19 protein-coding genes are annotated in these 20341 nt (G+C 64.2%); 9 read left to right on the forward strand and 10 right to left on the reverse strand.

What is annotated here, in order from left to right; genetic code table 11:
* Positions 1-886 (reverse strand): LysR family transcriptional regulator (locus BLX41_RS15585; RefSeq protein WP_148059736.1); only part of this gene is annotated, 886 nt, incomplete at its 3' end.
* Here BLX41_RS15585 and BLX41_RS33680 point away from each other — a divergent pair.
* From BLX41_RS33680 to BLX41_RS15600, 4 genes are all read left to right on the forward strand, one after another.
* A complete protein-coding gene (locus BLX41_RS33680) occupies positions 885-1061 on the forward strand; it encodes a hypothetical protein (RefSeq protein ID WP_185073599.1) in 177 nt (58 codons plus the stop codon). The two genes, BLX41_RS15585 and BLX41_RS33680, sit on opposite strands and share 2 nt — an antisense overlap.
* Positions 1048-1689, forward strand: a complete 642-nt coding sequence (locus tag BLX41_RS15590; protein ID WP_123725628.1) for a hydrolase — start codon at positions 1048-1050, stop codon at positions 1687-1689. Before BLX41_RS33680 ends, BLX41_RS15590 begins: the two co-directional genes overlap by 14 nt.
* Positions 1690-1814: 125 nt before the next feature.
* Positions 1815-2393 (forward strand): antibiotic biosynthesis monooxygenase, encoded by a 579-nt coding sequence (locus BLX41_RS15595; RefSeq protein WP_123725629.1) that lies wholly within the window; start codon positions 1815-1817, stop codon positions 2391-2393.
* 31 nt (positions 2394-2424) lie between these two features.
* Positions 2425-4275, forward strand: coding sequence for an amidohydrolase (locus tag BLX41_RS15600; RefSeq protein WP_123725630.1), 1851 nt, complete (start codon positions 2425-2427; stop codon positions 4273-4275).
* Positions 4276-4446: 171 nt separating this feature from the next.
* Here BLX41_RS15600 and BLX41_RS15605 read toward each other — a convergent pair whose 3' ends face one another.
* Entirely contained in the window at positions 4447-4776 is a 330-nt protein-coding gene (locus BLX41_RS15605) for a hypothetical protein (RefSeq protein ID WP_011060776.1), read from the reverse strand.
* Between the two features lie 569 nt (positions 4777-5345).
* On the opposite strand from BLX41_RS15605, the gene BLX41_RS15610 reads away from it, so the two are divergent.
* Entirely contained in the window at positions 5346-7706 is a 2361-nt protein-coding gene (locus tag BLX41_RS15610; protein ID WP_123725631.1) for a DNA polymerase II, read from the forward strand.
* A gap of 6 nt (positions 7707-7712) precedes the next feature.
* Here the strand turns inward: BLX41_RS15610 and BLX41_RS15615 are convergent, their stop codons facing one another.
* On the reverse strand, positions 7713-8009 hold the full coding sequence (locus tag BLX41_RS15615) for a hypothetical protein (protein WP_123725632.1): 297 nt from the start codon (positions 8007-8009) through the stop codon (positions 7713-7715).
* 282 nt (positions 8010-8291) lie between these two features.
* Here BLX41_RS15615 and BLX41_RS15620 point away from each other — a divergent pair, with 282 nt between their 5' ends.
* Positions 8292-9749: a serralysin family metalloprotease gene (locus tag BLX41_RS15620; protein ID WP_259744934.1), complete on the forward strand. Its 1458-nt coding sequence runs from the start codon at positions 8292-8294 to the stop codon at positions 9747-9749.
* A 50-nt stretch (positions 9750-9799) separates the two neighbouring features.
* Here BLX41_RS15620 and BLX41_RS15625 read toward each other — a convergent pair whose 3' ends face one another.
* The 3 genes from BLX41_RS15625 to BLX41_RS15640 form a co-directional block, all read right to left on the reverse strand.
* A complete protein-coding gene (locus BLX41_RS15625) occupies positions 9800-10534 on the reverse strand; it encodes a glycine-rich domain-containing protein (protein WP_123725633.1) in 735 nt (244 codons plus the stop codon).
* A gap of 181 nt (positions 10535-10715) precedes the next feature.
* A complete protein-coding gene (locus BLX41_RS15635; protein WP_123725635.1) occupies positions 10716-12338 on the reverse strand; it encodes an MFS transporter in 1623 nt (540 codons plus the stop codon).
* Between the two features lie 196 nt (positions 12339-12534).
* Positions 12535-14181, reverse strand: coding sequence for a GMC family oxidoreductase (locus BLX41_RS15640; protein WP_123725636.1), 1647 nt, complete (start codon positions 14179-14181; stop codon positions 12535-12537).
* Between the two features lie 132 nt (positions 14182-14313).
* Between BLX41_RS15640 and BLX41_RS15645 the strand changes: the two genes are divergently transcribed.
* Positions 14314-15207 carry a LysR family transcriptional regulator gene (locus tag BLX41_RS15645; protein ID WP_123725637.1) on the forward strand — a complete coding sequence of 298 codons (894 nt, stop codon included), beginning with the start codon at positions 14314-14316 and terminating at the stop codon, positions 15205-15207.
* Between the two features lie 6 nt (positions 15208-15213).
* On the opposite strand, the gene BLX41_RS15650 is transcribed toward BLX41_RS15645, so the two are convergent.
* From BLX41_RS15650 to BLX41_RS15660, 3 genes are all read right to left on the reverse strand, one after another.
* A complete protein-coding gene (locus BLX41_RS15650) occupies positions 15214-16149 on the reverse strand; it encodes a phytanoyl-CoA dioxygenase family protein (protein ID WP_123725638.1) in 936 nt (311 codons plus the stop codon).
* Positions 16150-16267: 118 nt separating this feature from the next.
* Positions 16268-16678: a hypothetical protein gene (locus BLX41_RS15655; protein WP_123725639.1), complete on the reverse strand. Its 411-nt coding sequence runs from the start codon at positions 16676-16678 to the stop codon at positions 16268-16270.
* A gap of 80 nt (positions 16679-16758) precedes the next feature.
* On the reverse strand, positions 16759-18273 hold the full coding sequence (locus BLX41_RS15660) for an MFS transporter (protein WP_259744935.1): 1515 nt from the start codon (positions 18271-18273) through the stop codon (positions 16759-16761).
* Positions 18274-18429: 156 nt separating this feature from the next.
* On the opposite strand from BLX41_RS15660, the gene BLX41_RS15665 reads away from it, so the two are divergent.
* Together BLX41_RS15665 and BLX41_RS15670 are read left to right on the forward strand one after the other, a co-directional pair.
* Positions 18430-19059 carry a TetR/AcrR family transcriptional regulator gene (locus BLX41_RS15665; RefSeq protein WP_123725641.1) on the forward strand — a complete coding sequence of 210 codons (630 nt, stop codon included), beginning with the start codon at positions 18430-18432 and terminating at the stop codon, positions 19057-19059.
* A 31-nt stretch (positions 19060-19090) separates the two neighbouring features.
* Entirely contained in the window at positions 19091-19465 is a 375-nt protein-coding gene (locus BLX41_RS15670) for a hypothetical protein (RefSeq protein WP_123725642.1), read from the forward strand.
* 36 nt (positions 19466-19501) lie between these two features.
* On the opposite strand, the gene BLX41_RS15675 is transcribed toward BLX41_RS15670, so the two are convergent.
* Positions 19502-20341: DUF6602 domain-containing protein (locus tag BLX41_RS15675; RefSeq protein WP_259744936.1), on the reverse strand; the 840-nt coding region annotated here is incomplete at its 5' end.

The following is a 20341-nucleotide window of genomic DNA, read 5'->3' on the forward strand; positions in this document are numbered from 1 at the left end:
TCCTTTGCGTCAGGTGGCTCACCAGGAAATCGATGAAGGTCCGGGTCTTCTGTGGCACGCGCCGGGCCGAGGGATAGACCACGTTGATGCTGATGGGCGGCGCCTGCCATTCACACAGCACCGGCACCAGACGTCCGGCGGCCAAGGCATCCTCGACGATGAAGTCCGGCAACAGGGCGATGCCCATGCCGGCCTCGGCGGCCTGGGCCAGCAGGTCGCCATTGTTGGCGTGCAAGGGGCCGGTGACGTGTACCCGCTGGGTGTCGCTGCCGTGGCTCAATTGCAGGCTGACCCCGCTTTGCAGGTAGCCGTAGTTGAGGCACTGGTGGCTGCTCAGCTCCTTGGGGTGGCCAGGCACTCCGGCCCGTGCCAGGTAGCTGGGCGCGGCCACCATGATCCGCGGCGCCGGTGCCAGTTGCCGGGCCACCATGGACGAGTCCGGCAGGCTGGCAATGCGCAGGGTGACATCGAAACCGCCGCGCACCGGGTCCACTTGCTGGTCGCTGAGCACCAGTTGCAACTCGATCAGCGGGTGCTGCTCGTGGAACAGCGGCACCAGCGGCCCGAGCCGACGCAGACCGAAGGACATCGGTGCATTGACCCGCAACACCCCGCGCAATTGGGCAATGCCGTCCCGGGCCCGCTGCTCGGCTTCGTCCACGGTCGCCAGCACTTCCCGGGCACTTTCGTAGTACTCGGCACCGGCCTCGGTCAAATGCAGGCTGCGGGTGGTGCGCTGCAGCAACTGCACGCCGATGGCCTCTTCCAGGGCCTGGATCTGTTTGCTGACCTTGGAGCGGGGTACGTCCATCGCTCGGGCAGCGGCGGCAAAACCGTTCTCGTCAACGGTGACGACAAAGGCGCGCATGCATTGGATACGGTCCATGATTGTCCCTGATTTGGAATCAATGATTCTCGATTTTAGGGAATTGTCGCTGTTTCGGCCATCCCCTAAATTAGCCACCAAGCCGCACGCAAAGGGGCGCAAGCAGCGCCACCAGCCGGTCATGTTCGACCCTCACTCTCTGACTGCAAAAGGAACGCGCCATGTCCATTCGTGAATTGCTGAACCCGGCCAATTCGGCCCTGATTCTCATCGACCACCAGCCACAGATGGCTTTCGGCGTGCAGTCGATCGACCGCCAGACCCTGAAGAACAACACTGTGGCCCTGGCCAAGGCGGCAAAGATCTTTAACGTGCCGAGCATTCTCACCTCGGTGGAGACCCAGAGCTTCAGCGGCTACATCTGGCCGGAACTGCTGGCAGTGTTTCCTGATCAGCAGCCTATCGAACGTACCTCGATGAACTCCTGGGAAGACCGCAAGCTGGTGGAGGCGGTGAAGGCCACCGGGCGCAAGAAACTGGTGATGGCGGCACTGTGGACCGAGGTCTGCCTGACCTTCCCGGCCCTGGAAGCCCTGGCCGAAGGCTACGAGGTGTACATCGTCACCGACGCCTCCGGCGGCACCAGCCAGGAAGCCCACGATATGGCCGTGCAGCGGATGATCCAGGCCGGCGCGGTGCCAGTGACCTGGCAGCAGGTGCTGCTGGAGTACCAGCGTGACTGGGCGCACAAGGACACCTACGACGCGGTGATGGGCCTGGTGCTGGAGCACAGCGGCGCCTACGGCATGGGCGTGGACTACGCCTACAGCTTGGTGCACAAGGCGCCGCAACGTCAGCTGTAGGAGCCGGCTTGCCGGCGAATGCGATCGCACCGACTGCTTCGCTGGCAAGCCAGCGCCTACAGGCCTTAACTGAGATGCGCGGGTGCAGCCCCGCGCGATCTCCTTCCGGACGCTGGAGTCTTGTGATGAATATCCAACTCACTGACGGTGTGGTGACCTTGCTGGTGCGCCACCGGATCAAGCACGGCCAGGAGCAGGCCTATGAAACCTGGCTGCGGCAGATCATCGCCAAGGCCCGCAGCTACCCGGGGCATCTGGGCATCGACGTGGTCCGTGGCCACAGTGGCGGTCTGGGGCTGTTCACCAGTGTGCTGCGCTTTGCCAGCACCGAGCAGTTGCAACACTGGCTGGATTCCGCCGACCGCCGCGAGTTGGTGCAGCAGGCCCAGCACTTGCTGGCCGATGGCGACCAGACTGAAATCAACGCCGACCGCGAGTTCTGGTTCACCCCTCAGGACGCTGCTGCGCCAACCCCGCCACCGCGCTGGAAGCAGGCCTGCGTGACCTTCCTGGTGATCCTGCCGCTGAGCTTTCTGGTGCCCCAGCTGTGGAAGCCGGTGTTTGCCCAGTTACCCTGGCTCGGCGCTTACGTGCCGGCCACGGTGCTGATCACCCTGAGCATCGTGCTGCTGGTGGTCTACGTCTTCATGCCTCGGGTCACTCGTTTGTTCAGCCGCTGGCTGCAACCGCGCAGCGCGGCCTGATTCCTTCCTGACCTTCGTTTGGAGCAATGCCATGAACCCCGATGCAATTGCCGACCTGATTCTGTTCAATGGCCGCCTGCACACCGTGGACCGGGCCAAGCCCCGGGCCAGCGCGGTGGCGATCAAGGACGGTCGCTTCATCGCCGTGGGCAACGACGCCCAAGCCATGGCCCTGCGCGGCGCCGGCACCCAGGTCATCGACCTGATGGGGCGCACGGTGATCCCCGGGCTCAACGATTCGCACCTGCACCTGATCCGTGGTGGCCTCAACTACAACCTGGAACTGCGCTGGGAGGGCGTGCCCTCCCTGGCCGATGCCCTGCGCCTGCTCAAGGAACAGGCCCTGCGTACCCCGGCGCCGCAGTGGGTGCGGGTGGTGGGCGGCTGGAACGAATTCCAGTTCGCCGAGAAACGCATGCCGACCCTGGAGGAACTGAACCAGGCGGCGCCGGACACCCCGGTGTTCGTCCTGCACCTGTATGACCGGGCCTTGCTCAACCGCGCTGCGCTGCGGGTGGTGGGCTACGACCGCAACACGCCGAACCCGCCCGGTGGCGAGATTGTCCGCGATGGCAACGGCAACCCCACGGGCATGCTGATCGCCCGGCCCAACGCGATGATCCTTTACTCGACGCTGGCCAAGGGGCCCAAGCTGCCCCTGGAATATCAGGTCAACTCGACCCGCCAGTTCATGCGCGAGCTCAATCGCCTCGGGGTGACCAGCGCCATCGATGCCGGCGGCGGCTTCCAGAACTACCCGGACGACTACCAGGTGATCAACGAACTGGCGGCCAAACAGCAACTGACTGTGCGCATCGCCTACAACCTGTTCACCCAGAAACCCAAGGAAGAGTTGGCGGATTTCAAGTACTGGACCTCCAGCGTTACCTACGGCCAGGGCGACGACTTCCTGCGACACAACGGGGCAGGGGAGATGCTGGTGTTCTCCGCCGCCGATTTCGAGGATTTCCTCGAACCGCGCCCTGATCTGCCGCAGACCATGGAGCAGGAGCTGGAACCGGTGGTGCGCCATCTGGTGGAGCAGCGCTGGCCGTTCCGCCTGCACGCCACCTACGATGAATCCATCTCGCGGATGCTCGATGTGTTCGAGAAGGTCGACCGCGACATTCCTTTCAACGGCCTGCCGTGGTTCTTCGACCATGCGGAAACCATCAGTCCGAAAAACATCGAGCGGGTGCGGGCCCTGGGCGGCGGCATCGCCATCCAGGACCGCATGGCCTTCCAGGGCGAGTACTTCGTCGAGCGCTACGGCGCCAAGGCTGCCGAGATGACCCCGCCGATCCAGCGCATGCTCGCCGAAGGCATTCCGGTGGGCGCCGGCACCGACGCCACCCGAGTCTCCAGCTACAACCCCTGGACCTCGCTGTACTGGATGGTCAGCGGCAAGACCGTCGGCGGCCTGGAGCTGTACCCCCAGGGTTTGAGCCGCGACACCGCGCTGGAGCTCTATACCCACGGCAGCGCCTGGTTCTCCTCGGAACAGGGCAAGAAAGGCCAGATCAAGGTCGGTCAACTGGCGGACCTGGTGGCCCTGTCCGCGGACTACTTCAGCGTCGAGGAAGAGGCGATCAAGTGGATCGAATCCCTGCTCACCGTGGTGGATGGCAAAGTGGTGCATGCCGCCGGCGACTTCGACAAACTGGCCCCACCGAGCCTGCCGGTGACCCCGGACTGGTCGCCGGTGGCCAAGGTGCCGGGGCATTGGAAACCCGGTGCACCCTTGCAGAACCAGGTGCACCAATGCAGCGGCCCGTGCGCGGTGCATGCCCACGGGCACCAGAAGGCACGGCTGTCGAGTGTGCCGGTGAGTGACTTCCAGGGGTTCTGGGGGGCGTTTGGCTGTTCGTGTTTTGCGTTCTGAGCTGTAGGAGCTGGCTTGCCAGCGAAGGCGGTTTCAAGGCTAACACCGCTTTCGCCGGCAAGCCGGCTCCTACGGGTTTGAAATGGGCTTCAATAAAAATGGGCGCTCATGAAGAGCGCCCATTCTATTGCTTGAACAACTAGTTGGTGATTAACGAATTGATCGTGTTACTTAGCAGAACCGATCAATAACCCGAACTTCCGATTTGTCCCGCAGTGACTGCCATTCGGCTTTCAGGGTCTCCAGGACCCGGCCGATGAAGTCCTTGTCGGCGGCGGCTTTCTTGCCGACGTAGCCCTGGCCGCGGCGGTACATTTTCAGGCGGGCCGCCAGGTCCCGGTTGTTCTGGTCGAACTCTGCTTCATGGCTATGGGGCGACAGGCAGTCGATGTGCACTTGGCCCGACTTGGCGATCCACAGGATGTGGCTGTCGTGGCTGTCTTTCTGTGCGGCGAACATACGTGCCAATTCATCAATAGTGGGTTGATTATTAAGATTCATTTGTAGCCCCCTTGACCATTTATCGATCTATCTAAGTTGATTCGCTAATTCATCTTGCTACGTCGGTAAGTTGAACCCTGATACCGGAAACAGGGCGACAGAGGGTGTCTGTCGGATACAGATAAGGCCCAGAGCCTGATGCGTGTAGTTGCCTTGATTAACTGCTACGCAATAGCGTCACAACGAAGAGAAGCAGCGTAAACCTGGATGAAGCTGCCGACATTCCCACCATCGGCCACAAGCATCTTGAGGAGTTTTCGCCGGCTTCCCGTCTTGGTACTGGACGGTCAATGCCAGGTCAGTTTCATCAATCTGCCTTGTGGGCAGTACACATCCGGGTCACAGCTCGGCGGTCAGACGAGCTTGCTCATAACACCTTTGCCTCGTCCCCCGATCGGGGGGACGCCTGCATCATGCAAGGGCGAAATCCTCTCGTCAACGGTTTTGTAGTGAAAATTTTCAAGCACTACATATTGTCTGACAAAAGCCGCAAAGCCATCATCCAGACACCCTATCGCCGGCCAGGACAGGTAGAATCGGCGCCTTGAAACAGCTCTGAGGTTGCAGCGGTGGATGTACAACAAGGCTTCGTCCTGACTCGGCACTGGCGCGATACGCCGGCGGGCACGCAAGTCGATTTCTGGCTGGCCACCGACCAGGGGCCGCGCCAGATCCGCCTGCCGTTGCAGACTTCCGTGGCCTTCGTCCCGGCGGTGCAGCGTCCTCAGGCCGAGCGCGTGCTGGCGGACGACCCGGATGTCGAGCTGCGTCCCCTGCAGTTGCGCGACTTCCACCAGCGCCCGGTGCTGGGCATGTATTGCCCGCAGCACAATCAGTTGATGCGCCTGGACAAGACCCTGCGCCGCGCCGGTGTCGAGGTGTTTGAGGGCGACGTTCGACCGCCCGAGCGCTACCTGATGGAGCGTTTCATTACTGCGCCGGTGTCCTTTGGCGGCCAGCCCGGCCCCGATGGCTTGTTGCTGGAGGCGCAGATGAAGCCGGCGCCAAACTACCGGCCGAGCCTCAAGCTGGTGTCCCTGGACATTGAAACCAGCGAGCGCGGCGAGTTGTACTCCATTGCTCTGGAGGGGTGTGGCCAGCGCCAGGTGTACATGCTCGGCAAGGCCCGGGAGGACGACAGCCCCGTGGACTTCGACCTGGAGTTCTGCGCCAGCCGCGAGCAGTTGCTGGAGAGGCTCAACCAGTGGCTGGCCGAGCATGACCCCGACGCGATCATCGGCTGGAACCTGGTGCAGTTCGACCTGCGGGTGCTGCATGAGCATGCCCGGCGCCTGGCGGTGCCCCTGCGCCTGGGGCGTGGTGGCGAGGAGATGCAATGGCGCGAGCACGGCAGCCGTACCCACTATTTCGCCTCAGCGGCAGGGCGCCTGATCATCGATGGCATCGAAGCCCTGCGTTCGGCGACCTGGAGCTTTGCGTCCTTCAGCCTGGAAAACGTCGCCCAGACCCTGCTGGGGGAGGGCAAGTCGATCGACAACCCGTACCAGCGCATGGACGAAATCAACCGCATGTTCGCCGAGGACAAGCCGGCCCTGGCCCGCTACAACCTCAAGGACTGCGAGCTGGTGACGCGGATTTTCGCCAAGACCGAGCTGCTGACCTTCCTCCTGGAGCGGGCCACGGTCACTGGCCTGCCCGCCGACCGCAGCGGCGGCTCGGTGGCGGCTTTCACTCACCTGTACATGCCGCTGATGCACCGCCAGGGCTTTGTCGCCCCCAACCTCGGCGAGCTGCCGCCCCAGGCCAGCCCCGGTGGTTTTGTCATGGATTCGCGCCCCGGCCTCTATGAATCGGTGCTGGTGCTGGACTACAAGAGCCTGTACCCCTCGATCATCCGCAGTTTCCTGATCGACCCGGTGGGGCTGGTGGAGGGCCTGCGCCAGCCGGATGACCAGCACTCGGTGTCGGGCTTTCGCGGCGCGCGCTTCTCCCGCACCCGGCATTGCCTGCCATCGATCGTGACCCGGGTCGCCGAGGGCCGGGAAGTGGCCAAGCGCGAGCACAACGCGCCGCTGTCCCAGGCCCTGAAGATCATCATGAACGCCTTCTACGGCGTGCTCGGCTCCAGCGGCTGCCGCTTCTTCGACCCACGCTTGGCTTCATCCATCACCCTGCGTGGCCACGAGATCATGGCCCGTACCCGGCAGTTGATCGAAGCCCAGGGCCATCAAGTGATCTATGGCGATACCGACTCCACGTTCGTCTGGCTCGGCAGCCTGCATGACGAGGAGCAGGCGGCGCTGATCGGCCGCGCCCTGGTGGCCCACGTCAACCAGTGGTGGCGTGATCACCTGCAGCAGCAATACGGCCTGGAAAGCGCCTTGGAGCTGCAGTTCGAAACCCACTACAAACGTTTTCTGATGCCCACCATCCGCGGCGCCGAGGAGGGCAGCAAGAAGCGATATGCCGGGCTGGTGCAGCGCGCCGATGGCCGCCAGGAAATGGTCTACAAGGGCCTGGAAACCGTACGCACCGACTGGTCGCCCCTGGCCCGGGAATTTCAGCAGGAGCTGTACCAGCGGATCTTCCACCGCCAGCCCTACCAGGACTATGTGCGCGACTACGTGCAACGCACCCTGGCCGGGCAACTGGACGATCTGCTGATCTATCGCAAGCGCCTGCGCCGGCCCCTGGACGACTACGAGCGCAACGTGCCGCCCCATGTCCGCGCAGCGCGCCTGGCGGATGAATACAACCGCGAGCAGGGCCGCCCGCTGCAGTACCAGAACGGCGGCTGGATCAGCTACGTGATCACCCTGGCCGGCCCCGAGCCCCTGGAAAACCGCCGTGCGGCCATCGACTACGAGCACTACCTGACCCGGCAGTTGCAGCCGGTGGCAGACGCCATCCTGCCGTTCGTGCAGGACGACTTTGGCACCCTGGTGGGCGGGCAGATGGGCCTGTTCTGAGACGCCTCAATCGTCCACGGCTTCGCAAAGACCAGTGGCACCGAGTTTGTCGCTGTACTTCACGGTCACCGAATCGTCGTCCTCGACGCTGATGGCCAGGTTTGTTTCCGGCGTCTTGACCTGGAAATGCCGGTCATCCACGACGCTGCTCTTGACCACTTTGCCGTTGATGTAAATCGGTCCGCCCTGGTCGGCGCTGACGGCCAGATTGCCGGGGCAGGAAACGTTGAACAGCGGTACAGCTTCGGCGTGGGCGGCGCCGGTGAAAATCATCAAAGTGCCCAGCAGCAGGATTTTGCGCATCGCGGACTCCTCTTGGAATAGCCGTGGGGCAGAGGCTTGAGTGGCCGATTGCAGCCCCGGATTGGTGCTTAGCCTATCCACTGCCAGCGCCGTGTGCGAGTGGAATATTTACCCCGGGCCAGAGCGGTTTTCGGGCTTTTGTCGGACAAAAAAAACCGTGGACTCGCGGTTGACGACTGTGTCAGGTTTCTTGCGCCTCAATGGGCGAGTGATAGGACGATCTCGCAGGCGGGGTCGTTGCTGTTCTATCGGAAATTTTTTGTCTGGAACAAGGACGTAACAATGTCAAACGCACTATCCAAAGCACTCCCTGAAACCCTCGGTTACGGGATCGACCCGATCGCCGCGGGCAGCAATGCCTACCAGCAGGTCCACGCCTTCAGCCATCTGTATGACCGGGGCGGCAGCGAGCTGGTGAACGGCAAACCATCGTTCACCGCCGACCAGGCCGCGGACTCGATCCTGCGCAAGGGCCTGTCCTGGCACGACCAGAATGGCGACGGCAAGATCGACCTGAGCTACAGCTTCCTCACGGACAAACCGGCCAACTACAATCCGGCCCTGGGCAGCTTCAGCGAGTTCAGCGCGCTGCAGAAGGCTCAGGCCCTACTGTCCCTGCAGTCCTGGTCGGACGTGGCCAACATCACCTTCACCGAGTCCGCCAAGGGCGGCGACGGTCACCTGAGCTTCGGCAACTACAACGTCAGTACCGGCGGCGCGGCCTTTGCCTACCTGCCGTCCGGCAGCAGCTACGACGGCCAGTCCTGGTACCTGATCAACGACCAGTACCGGGTCAATGAAACCCCGGGCAACGGCAACTATGGCCGCCAGACCCTGACCCACGAGATCGGCCACAGCCTGGGCCTGTCCCATCCGGGCGTGTACAACGCCGGCAGCGGCAGCCCGACTTACAACGACGTTACCTACGCCCAGGACACCCGTGGCTACAGCCTGATGAGCTACTGGAGCGAGAGCCACACCGGGCAGGACTTCAGCAAGGACGGCGGCGGTGCCTACGCCTCGGCGCCGTTGCTGGACGACATCGTCGCCGTGCAGAAACTCTACGGCGCCAACCACGAGACCCGTGCCGACAACACCGTCTATGGCTTCAACTCCAACACCGGGCGGGATTTCTACAGCGCCCATAGCGCCTCCGACAAGCTGGTGTTCGCAGTCTGGGACGGCGGCGGCAACGATACCCTGGACTTCTCCGGCTTCACCCAGGACCAGAAGATCAACCTCAACGAGGGTGGTTTCTCCGATGTCGGCGGCCTGGTGGGCAACGTCTCCATCGCCCATGGCGTGACTGTGGAAAACGCCATCGGCGGTTCGGGCAATGACCTGCTGATCGGCAACGCGGCGGCGAACATCCTCGAAGGCGGTGCCGGCAACGACATCATCTACGGCGGTGGTGGTGGCGACACGCTGTGGGGTGGGGCAGGGGCCGATACCTTCGTGTTCGGCGCGGCTTCGGATTCCACCTTCGATGCGCCCGACTGGATCATGGATTTCGTCAGTGGCGAGGACAAGATCGACCTCACCGGCATCCCGCAATTCGCCTCCGGTGGCGCCACCCTGAACTTCGTCAGCGGCTTCACCGGCCATGCCGGCGACGCGATCCTCACCTACTTCGCCGAAACCAACCAGACCAGCCTGATGATCGACCTGACTGGCCATGGCGCGGTGGACTTCGCCGTGGGCACTGTGGGCCAGGCGGCCGTCACCGACATCATCGCCTGATCAACGCTGTGTGACGGGAGCGGCGCCAAGACGCCGCTCTTCACTGAACGTCAGTCACCACCCCCGCCGCCACAACCGCCCCCCCCGCAACCGCCGCCATCGCTGCCGCCACTGTCTGCGTCGCCGCCCAAACGCGAGTTGTCGCTGTCAGAGCTGCTGCTGGAGGAATCGCTGTCGAAGGAACTGCTGTGCAGGTCGCTGCCGCAGTGGACCACTGTGGCCGTGCTGCCGTTATCCGTCAGGCGCCGCAGGGATTGGCAGTCAGCGACGTAGTGAAAGCCCCGGGCGATCTTCAGCTTGGCATCCAGGGCGAACAGCAGCGGCAGGCGGCTGGGGTTGGCCGGGTTGATGTTCTCTTCCAGGCAGGCCAGACGCCAGACCCGACGCAGGCCGTTGTCGCTTTTGCGCGCAGCGTTCTGGCCCAGCACCGCGGCGGGAGTGTGATGGAGGAACTGGCCGAAGGCCTTGTCGCAGAACTGCTGATAATCCCGGGTATGCAGGATGAACTCGTGCCACAGATCGTCCACCACCTGGGACGGCATCGACACGTAGTGCTGGCCGCCCTTGAGGTAGGCCAGGAAGAACTGGCGCAAGCCCTGGGCCACCAGTTGGCAGTCCTTGAGGCTCAGGTGCGGATGCTGGGTGCGCAGGGGCTCGAACAGCCGCGGTGGCAAGGTGAAATTGCGGATATGGGCTTCCCGGCGCAACGCGGTGAGGGTGTTCTGACGGCGCCATAACACCAGGATCAAGACCAGGGCCACCACTGCAGGAAGGATCAACAGCATGTTCGGTCTCCGCCGGAAAAAGTGCCGAGACAGTGGCGCAAAGCAGCGCTTTATTCAAGCCGTCCCCTCGTAGGAGCCGGCTTGCCAGCGAAGAGGCCGGCAAGCCGGGTACCTGCCTTGCGGACGCCTTCGCCGGCAAGCCGGCTCCTACAACATCCTGCTTGCCAGCGAAGGGGCTCCGTCAAACGTGGTCGATATCGATATTCCGGGTCTCACGCAAACACAGCAACCCCACCACCAGGCTGACCCCGGTAATCAGCACCGGGTACCACAGGCCATAGAAGATATCGCCGGTGTACACCACCAGGGCAAAGGACACCGTCGGCAGGAATCCGCCAAACCAGCCGTTGCCAATGTGGTAGGGCAGGGACATCGAGGTGTAGCGGATACGGGTCGGGAACAGCTCCACCATCAGCGCTGCCAGCGGGCCGTAGCACATGGCGGCAATCAGGATCAGCGCCACGATCAGCAGCACCACCATGGGTTTGTTGACGTTCTGCGTGTCCGCCTGCTGCGGATAGCCGGCCAGGGTCACCGCGCCACGCAGGGCCGCTTCGTCGAAGCCGTTGATCTTCACGTCACCGACACTGACCTGCACCGGGCTGCCGGCCGGGGCGGCGACGCTGCTGTAGGGCAGGCCCTGTTTCACCAGGAAGGTCTTGACCTTGTCGCAGGGGCTGTCGAAGCGCGCCTTGCCTACCGGGTCGAACTGGAAGGTGCAGGTGGCCGGGTCGGCGGTGACGCTGATGGGCGCCTGGCGGCTGGCCTGGTCGATGGCCGGATTGGCGTAATGGGCCAGGGCCTTGAAGATCGGGAAATACAGCAGCGTGGCCAGCAACAGGCCGAGCATCAGCACCGGCTTGCGGCCGATCTTGTCCGAGAGCCAGCCAAAGAAGATGAACATCGGCGCGCCGATCACCACGCTGATGATCAGCAGGCTGTTGGCCAGGGCCGGGTCCATCTTGAGGAACTGGGTGAGGAAGAACAGCACATAGAACTGCGCGGCGTAGAAGGTCACCGCCTGCCCGGCGTTGATGCTGAACAGGGCGATCAGCACCACCTTGAGGTTTTCCCACTTGCCGAAGGATTCGCGGATCGGCGCTTTGCTGGCGCGGCCTTCCTCTTTCATTTTCAGAAAGGCCGGCGACTCGTGCAGGCTCATGCGGATCCAGGTGGAGATGCCCAGCAGCACGATGGACAGCAGGAACGGCAGGCGCCAGCCCCAGACCTCGAACTGATCGCCGGTGAAATAGCGGCAAGCCAGTACCACCAGCAACGACAGCAGCAGGCCGAGGGTCGCGGTGGACTGGATCCAGCTGGTGTGGAAACCGCGCTTGCCCTGTGGCGCGTGCTCGGCCACATAGGTGGCGGCACCGCCGTATTCACCCCCCAGGGCCAGGCCCTGGAGCATGCGCAGGGCCACCAGGATGATCGGCGCGGCGATGCCGATGCTGGCGTAGTTGGGCAGCAGGCCCACGGCGAAAGTCGCCACCCCCATGAGGATGATGGTGGCGAGGAAGGTGTACTTGCGGCCGATCATGTCCCCCAGGCGGCCGAACACCAGGGCGCCGAAGGGGCGCACCACGAAGCCGGCGGCGAAGGCCATGAGGGCGAAGATGAACGCCGTGGTGTCGTTGACCCCGGCGAAGAACTGCTTGCTGATCACCGCCGCCAGGGCGCCATAGAGAAAGAAGTCATACCACTCGAACACCGTGCCGAGTGAGGAGGCGAAGATCACCTTCTGACTGCCCTTGGCGGCGCAGTCGTCCAGGGACGCATTGAGAGGCTGAGCGTGTTCTGACATAGGGGGCTTCCTTACAGTGATTATTGTTGTTGTTCCACTGCCGACGCCGTGACCGGCGCCGTTGTTGCGATTCACCGCGACCGTGCGATGAACCCTCGTTTACCTCCCGACCGCAGGAGCTGGCTTGCCAGCGAAGAGGCCCTTGAGCCAGGTGCCGACCTTGGAGGCGCCTTCGCCGGCAAGCCGGTTCCTACGGTCATGCCGGGGTGGCGGGTTGCTTGTGCTGGACGGTACTCCTGGGGACTGTGGCAAGAATCAGTTCGGCGGCTTTCTCGGCGATCATCAGGGTCGGCGAGCAGGTGTTGCCCGAGGTAATGCGCGGCATGATCGAGGCATCGGCAATCCGCAGCCCGGGAATGCCGTGCACCCGCAGTTGTGCGTCCACCACCGCCTGGGCGTCATTGCCCATGCGGCAGGTGCCCACCGGATGGAAGATGGTGGTGCCGATGCGCGCCGCCGCTTCATGCAGTTGTTCCTCACTCTGCAGCTGCGGCCCGGGCAGGTATTCGCTGGGCTTGAAGGGTTGCAGGGCCGGAGCGCCGACGATGCGCCGGGTCAGGCGGATGGCGTCGGCGGCGACGCGCAGATCCTCCGGATGGCTCAGGTAATTGGGCTGGATCAGCGGCGCATCCCCGGGTTCCACGGAGCGTATTTCTATCCGGCCGCGGCTTTGCGGGCGCAGGTCGCAGACCGAGGCGGTGAAGGCCGGGAAGCTGTGCAAGGGCTCACCGAAGCGCTCCAGGGACAGCGGTTGCACGTGGTATTCGAGGTTGGCGCTGGTCTGCTCCGGTCCCGAGCGGGCAAAGGCGCCCAACTGGCTCGGAGCCATGGACAGCGGGCCGCTGCGGTCATACAGGTAGCGCAGGCCCATGCCCATCTTGCCCCACAGGCTGCCGGCGACCTGGTTCAGGGTGCGAGCGTTTTCCAGCTTGTAGATCAGGCGCAACTGCAGGTGGTCCTGGAGGTTGCCGCCGACCCCGGGCAGGGCATGGCTGACGCCGATCCCCAAGCGCTGCAGGAGTGGCGCCGGGCCGATGCCCGAGCGCTGCAGGATGCTCGGCGAGCCGACGGAGCCGGCGCACAGAATGATCTCCCGGCGGGCCTTGAAATTCTGCTGACGGCCCTGGCTGATGGCCCGCACCGCGGTGGCGCGGCCGTCCTCGAGAATCAGCCGCTGCACCTCGACATCGGTCAGCACCACCAGGTTGGGGCGGTTGGCGATGGGCTTGAGAAAGGCCTTGGCCGCGTTCCAGCGCACCCCGGCCTTCTGGTTGACCTGGAAGTAGCCGCAGCCTTCGTTGTCGCCACCGTTGAAGTCGTCGATGTTGCGGATGCCGCTCTGCTGCGCAGCCGTGCGGAAGGCATCGAGGATCGGCCATGACAGGCGCTGGCGCTCGACCCGCCATTCGCCGGCGGCGCCGTGCAGCTCACTGCCTCCGGCAAAATGGTTTTCGCTTTTCTTGAACAGCGGCAGTACATCCTCCCAGCTCCAGCCGGGGTTGCCGGCGGCGGCCCAGCCATCGTAGTCGGCGGCCTGGCCGCGCATGTAGATCATGCCGTTGATCGAGGAGCAGCCGCCCAGCACCTTGCCCCGCGGATAGCTCAGGCTGCGGCCCTGCAGGCCGGGTTCGGCTTCGGTCTTGAAGCACCAGTCGGTGCGTGGGTTACCGATGCAGAACAGGTAACCCACGGGAATGTGGATCCAGGGATAGTTGTCGCGGCCACCGGCTTCCAGCAGCAGCACCCGGTGCTGGGGGTTGGCGGACAGGCGATTGGCCAGCAGACAGCCGGCGGGACCGGCGCCGACCACAATGTAGTCGTAGGCGTCAAAGGCAGGGAGCATCCGTGACCTCATTTTTCTGTTCTTGTTGGTCCTCATCCTAGTTGTTAGCTTTCGTCAAAAGAATGTTAGTTTTTACCCACCTGCTGTGCGTTTTCTAACAGCATCCCTCTTCGACATCGACCAGGATTTTCCATGTTCGACTGGAACGATCTGCGCTACTTCCTCGAGCTGCAACGCAGCGGCCGCCTGCTCACCGCGGCCCGCCGGCTGAACACCACACACGCGACGGTGGCCCGGCATATCGAGGCCGTGGAGAAGGCCCTGGGCACCGCGCTGTTCGTCCAGCATGCCCAGGGTTACGAGTTGACCCCGGCCGGCGAGGCGCTGCTCAAGCACGCCGAGGCCATGGAAAACGTCGCCTTGCTGGTTCAGGAGGAAATCACCCAGTCCAGCGCGCCCCTGGGCAAGATCCGCGTCGGGGTCACCGAGGGCCTGGGAGTGAAGTTCCTCGCCAGCCGCATGTATGGCCTGTTCGAACGTTATCCGGGACTGGAAGTGGAATTGGTGGCGGTGCCGCGCTTTGTCAGCATCCTCAACCGCGAGGCGGAGATCAGCATCCATCTGGAGCGCCCCAGCGCGGATATGCTGGTGACCCGCAAACTCACCGACTACCGCCTGGCGCTGTACGCCAGCCAGGCCTACCTGGACCGGGCACCGCCCCTGCGCAGCCGCGAGGACCTGGGCCGGCATGCCTGGATCGGCTATGTCGATGATCTCTTGTTCAGCCAGGAACTGATGTTCCTCAACAGCTTCTGCCGCAACCCCCAGGTGGTGTTCCACAGCACCAGCGTCATCGCCCAGCAGGAAGCGGCCCGTTCCGGCCTGGGGATTGCCGTGCTGCCGTGCTACATGGCCGCCGCCGACCCGCAACTGGTGCCGCTGCTGCCGGCCGAAAGCATCCAGCGCGCCTACTGGATCAGCACCCGCCGCGAGCTGCACAAATCGGTGCGGCTGCGGGTGGTCTGGGACTATCTGGTGGAGCAGTGTGCGGCGCAGCAGCGGGTGTTGCTGGGGCCCGAGATCTAGCCTGGATCAGAGGATCGGCCCGCAATGGACCGAGCTGCGGATCGGTGCCCCGGGCGTGATATCGACGAAACGCGAGCCGTAGGACACTGGGTTCAGCGGGCCACCGTCCAGGCCCATGCCCAGGCCACCGGCGCTGCGGGTTTCGCCGTCCTGCATCAGTGGATCAAGGCATGCCCGCCAGTCCAGCAGGCGCAGGGTCACGGCCTGGCGGCGTTCCAGGTCGCCGGCCAGCAAGGGGCTGGAGCGGTGCCACAGGTACTTGCTGAACAGCAGGGCGTCGCCGGGTTCGAACGAGTCTTCGATGCGCTGTGCTTCGAAGCTGTCGGTGAGCATCCCGGGGGTGCAGTAGGTCTGGTGCAGGTGCGCGGAAAATTCGGCCACCGACTCGCCCCGTGCCAGTTTGCCTGCCAGCAGGCGCGAGAACTGAAAATTCTCCTGGGCCGAGAATTGCGACAGGGGCACCCAGGCCATGCCGCCACCTTGCACTTCGGGGCGGATCGGCTGCAACGGCATCCACAGGCTGAAGGCCGGGTCCTGGGGGCGGATGTAGCGAAAGTTCAGCGAGTCGTAGTGCCAGGCAAAGCCCGAGCGTCCCACCCCCAGCTCGAAACTCTGGGCCTCGCTCATGATCAGGCGGCAGCCGCTGAGGCGGGTCAGCACCTGGGCGAAGGCCGGTTGCCGGTAGAGGCGTTCGAGGATGCCGACCTGGGTCACCCGGTGAGTCAGGCGGCTGAAACCGTCGCCATGGGCCGAGGTACCCGAGGGGGCAGGGCGCAGTTGGCTGTTGGCCAGCTCGCGCAGTTGCAGGATGGCCGCTGGCGTCAACAGATTGCGCAGTTTGATGAAACCACGCTCTTTGAAGTGCCGCAGATCGTCCTGGTCCAGGCGCAGCGGGTTGACCAGGGCAGGGGCGGTGTCAGGCAGGACCGGTGGCAGGTTCACGGGGGTATTCCATTACCAGGGGACGAGGCCCTTGAGTATGGACAGCGCGCGCTGGGTCGGCAGGCTGGATTCGACCTCGAGCAACGCCTTTGCGACATTCGGCAGGGAGGGCGGCGCCTTAGCCGTCAGGCCGGATATAGCGGTCCTGGGTCTGGATGAAGTCCTCGAAGGCCCGGGAGTTGTAGACCTCAAGGCAGGCATGCAAGACCACCTTGTCGCGGCTGTACTTGCTGCTTCCCGAAGCCTGCTCATAGGCTTTTGTCACGTAGTCGGTGGTGGCGGTGTAGGGGTTGTGCAGGGTTTCCAGGGTGTCTTCGTTCTGTAGCACGTTGTACAGGCCTATCCCCAGCACGCCGTACATGCCAATGGCGTGGCCGACGTCCTGGCGCATGGCCGAGGGCTCCGGGAAGCGCTCGGCCAGGCAGTTGGCCAGGCCGTAGTTCTTCAGGGACTGGCGGGCAGCGTCGACTTCACTCGTGGCCTGGGCCGCGTTGCAGGCAGCGGCCAGTGATAACAGCAGTGCGCTCATCCTTCTCACCCTTGCCACTCCTCGATCCAGGCATCCGCCGGGCTGGCGGCCGCAGATGGTCGGCGCCACCACGGCGCTTGTCAACGAGCGGGCCTGGTGCCGGGGCTACCGGCAGGCTCGCCGACCGCTTGCCGGCGGGTACCCAGCAACAGCCCCATGGCCAGCAGGCTGGCGCAACCGGCCAGGGCCATGGCCAGGCGAAAACCGCTGGTCATGGCGGCGCCATAAAGGTCGGCGAACAGCGGGTGGTGCAGCGGCAGGCGGTGTTCGGTCACCGCTTGCCGGGCCAGCTCCACGGCGCCGTCGATGCCGGCCGCAGCGCCGGATGCACTGAGCACCTGCACCGCTCGCGCACTCATCAGGCTGCCGAGCAGGGCGATGCCGACGCTCATGCCGGTCTGGCGCAGGGCGTTCATGCTGGCCGAGGCAATCCCGGCGCGTTCCGCCGGTGCACAGGCCATCACCACCAGCCCGGTGCCTGGCACCGCCAGGCCCATGCCCAGCCCCAGCAGGCCGAACAGCGAGCCCACCAGCCAGTAGGGCGTGTGGGCATCGAAGCCGGCCATGGCGCTCATGGCCAGGCCTGTCAGGCCATAGCCGCCAACCATCAGCCAGGGCAGGGGGATGCGCCGGTGCAAACGGCCAAAGAGCATCGATACAACGCCTGTGACCACGAACTGCGGGAGCATGCGCAGGCCGGTGTCGGCGGCGGACCAGCCCTGGATCTGCTGCAGGAAGATCGAGAAGAAGAACAGGCTGCTGTAGCAGGAAAACCCGAGGATGAACGAGGCCAGGTTGGCCACTGCGAAAGGCCGCTGGCGAAACAGCGCGAGCGGTACCAGGGGCCGCTGCACTCGACGCTCCACCTGAATCAGAGCCAGCAGCGCCAGGGTCGACAGCAGCAAGGCGGTGAGCGCCCCGCGGCTACCGAATCCGTCCTCGCCGGCGACGATCAGCCCATAGGTCAGGGCCCCGAGCCAGAGCACGCAGAGGACCTGGCCCAGCGGATCGAGTGCGGCATGCTGGGGATGCTTGCGTTCGCTGATGCCCCAGCAACCCAGGACCAGGGCCAGCAGGCCGAGGGGCAGGTTGATCAGGAAAATGCACTGCCAGCCCAGGTGTTCCAGCAGCAGGCCACCCAGCAGCGGACCGAGGATCAGCGCCAGGGCACTGAAGGCCGACCAGCCGCCGATCACATGGGCCCGTTGCCGCGGCTCGGGGAAGGCGTGGCTGAGGATCGGCATCGCCCCGGGAATCAGCAGGGCCCCGGCCAGCCCTTGCACCGCGCGCCCGGCCAGCAGCAGCGAGAGCTCCTGGGCCAGGGCACAGAGCGCCGAGCCGAGGCAGAACACCAGCACGCCGATCAGCCAGCAGCGCTTGTGGCCGAAACGGTCGCCCAAAGGCCCTGCCGAGAGCATGAACGCCGAAAGGCAGATGGCGTAGGCATTGACTACCCATTGCAGGCCGCCCAGGTCGGTGGCCAGGGCCTGCTGCAAGGTCGGCAGGGCAACATTGACGATGCTGATGTCGAGGGACGCGAGAAAGGTCCCGAGGTAGGCGGCGGCTACCAGGGCAGAGCGGCGATAGCGATCCATGGTGAATCTCCGGCAGGGTCTGGAATGGGCTTGCGGGGCGAGCATAGTGTTTCGACTGACCGTCGGTCAATGGAAAATGACACGAATTCTCAACTCTCTTTTCCCCGGCAATTCCCCTAGAATGTCGGCCTTTGTCGAACAGCTCCGGATGTGTTCATGAGTGTCAAACCCCTCCCGGTTGCCCAGCGCGCCGCGCCGTCGCGGCCGCGCACCAAACCGGCCGAAGTGCGCCTGGAAGAGTTGATGGCCGCTGCTGAAAGCCTGTTCCTCAGCCAGGGCGTGGAAGCCACCACCATCAGCGAGATCGTCGAGCGCGCGGAGGTGGCCAAGGGCACCTTCTATCACTACTTCCAATCCAAGAACGACATGCTGGTGGCCCTGGGGCAGCGCTATACCCAGCGCTACCTGCAGCGTCTGGAGCTGGCGGTGGCTGCCTGCCCCGAGGACGACTGGGTGGCGAAGGTTTCCTGCTGGATCGGCACCAGCGTGCAGGCCTACCTCGACACCTACCGCCTGCACGACATCGTCTACCCCAACCACCATCACCACGACCGCGGCAACCCGGAAAAGAACGCGATCCTCGAGCAGTTGCTGGGCCTTCTCGAAGGCGGCCAGCGCGCCGGTTGCTGGTCCCTGGCCCAACCGGGAGTGATTGCTTCGCTGATCTACGCCGGGGTGCATGGCGCCACCGACGATGTGATCGCCGCCGGCGAGGACGATGGCCGGGCCCTGGCCGGGGCCATTGTCCAGGCGTGCCTGCGCATGCTGGGCCTGCCTCCTTCTTGATGTTTCCACGGGTAAAAGGAACGACCCTGCGATGAAAAAGATCAACCTCATTCTCGGCGCGGCCCTGGCGCTGTACCTGGCGTACCAGGCCTATGGCTCGTTCTACTACGGCACGCCGTATCAGGGCCGCGACTACAGCCCCGACCAGGCCTTCTACTACCAGAAGTACCGCTTGTTCAGCTGGCGCACCTGGATCCCCACCATGACCATGCCCGGCGATGGCGACAGCTCGCGCTACAGCGTGGGCGGCTACCTGCGGGTGTTCAAGGCCGACGGCACACTGGTGGGGCAGTCCTATGACGGCTGCATCGCGGTGGTGGAAGTGTTCTGGTACGACGACGCAGTGGGCGGCTTCGGCTGCAGCGAGCACTTGATCGCGCTGTCCACGAAGGCCACGGCGGGCTGAGCGCCCAGTCGCGGTTTGCGGGCCCTGTCGATCGCGTCAGGACCTGGCCTTCCACAGGCCGAACTTGCCCGCCAGATCCAGCTTGGGATCACGTACCCGGGTCAGGTTGATGGCGGCGCCGGACCAGCCGCCCTCCATCTCTTCAGTCAGGTGATATTTCAACAGGTTGTACTGGATCGCCGTCCCCCCCAGTTGCTGGTAGCCGATGCGTGAGGTGACCGCTTCCAGCAAGCTGGAAATCAGGTATTGCAGCGGCGTTTCGTAGGCCTTGATGGCGATGCCGTAGTCGAAGCTCTCAGCGTTGCTTTCGCGAAAGCAACCGAAGAATTCCTGCTTGCTCATGCTACTGGACATGGCCGTGTTGTAGCTCTGGCGACAGGCCTCCAGGTCGGCGGCGCCGGGCCGGGGCAGGGCCAGGTGGTTGTTGAGGTTCTTCAGGGTCACACAGCCCTGGGTGGCAATGACCTCGGGCATCAGGGTCACGTCCAGTTCACCGGCACGGTCGGGGATGTTGTGCCAGGCGTTCAGGCTGTTGCGTAACGCCTCCAGGCTGGCGCCGGAGTAGCCTCGATAGCTGTACACATAGGCCGGCGGCAGCACCAGGCCCATGACCGAATTCATCTGCGATACCGTCAGGTTCTGATAGTCGCGGTCATAGATGCGCGTGCTGTATTCGTCCAGGGAGTGGCGCAGCACCGAGGGCTTGAGGTTACGCACCGACTTGCCGTTCTCCAGGGCCTCGAACAGGCTCTTCTCGTTGAGTTGGGACTTGACCTCCACGGTGGCGATCACCCCTTCGATCAGGTACACGTCCGCCGAGCCGAAGGTGCGCAGCGTGGGGAAATCGTTGCGGTAGATGATCAGGTCGATCTGCTT

This window comes from Pseudomonas protegens (assembly GCF_003732485.1).
Classification (GTDB): domain Bacteria; phylum Pseudomonadota; class Gammaproteobacteria; order Pseudomonadales; family Pseudomonadaceae; genus Aquipseudomonas; species Aquipseudomonas protegens_B.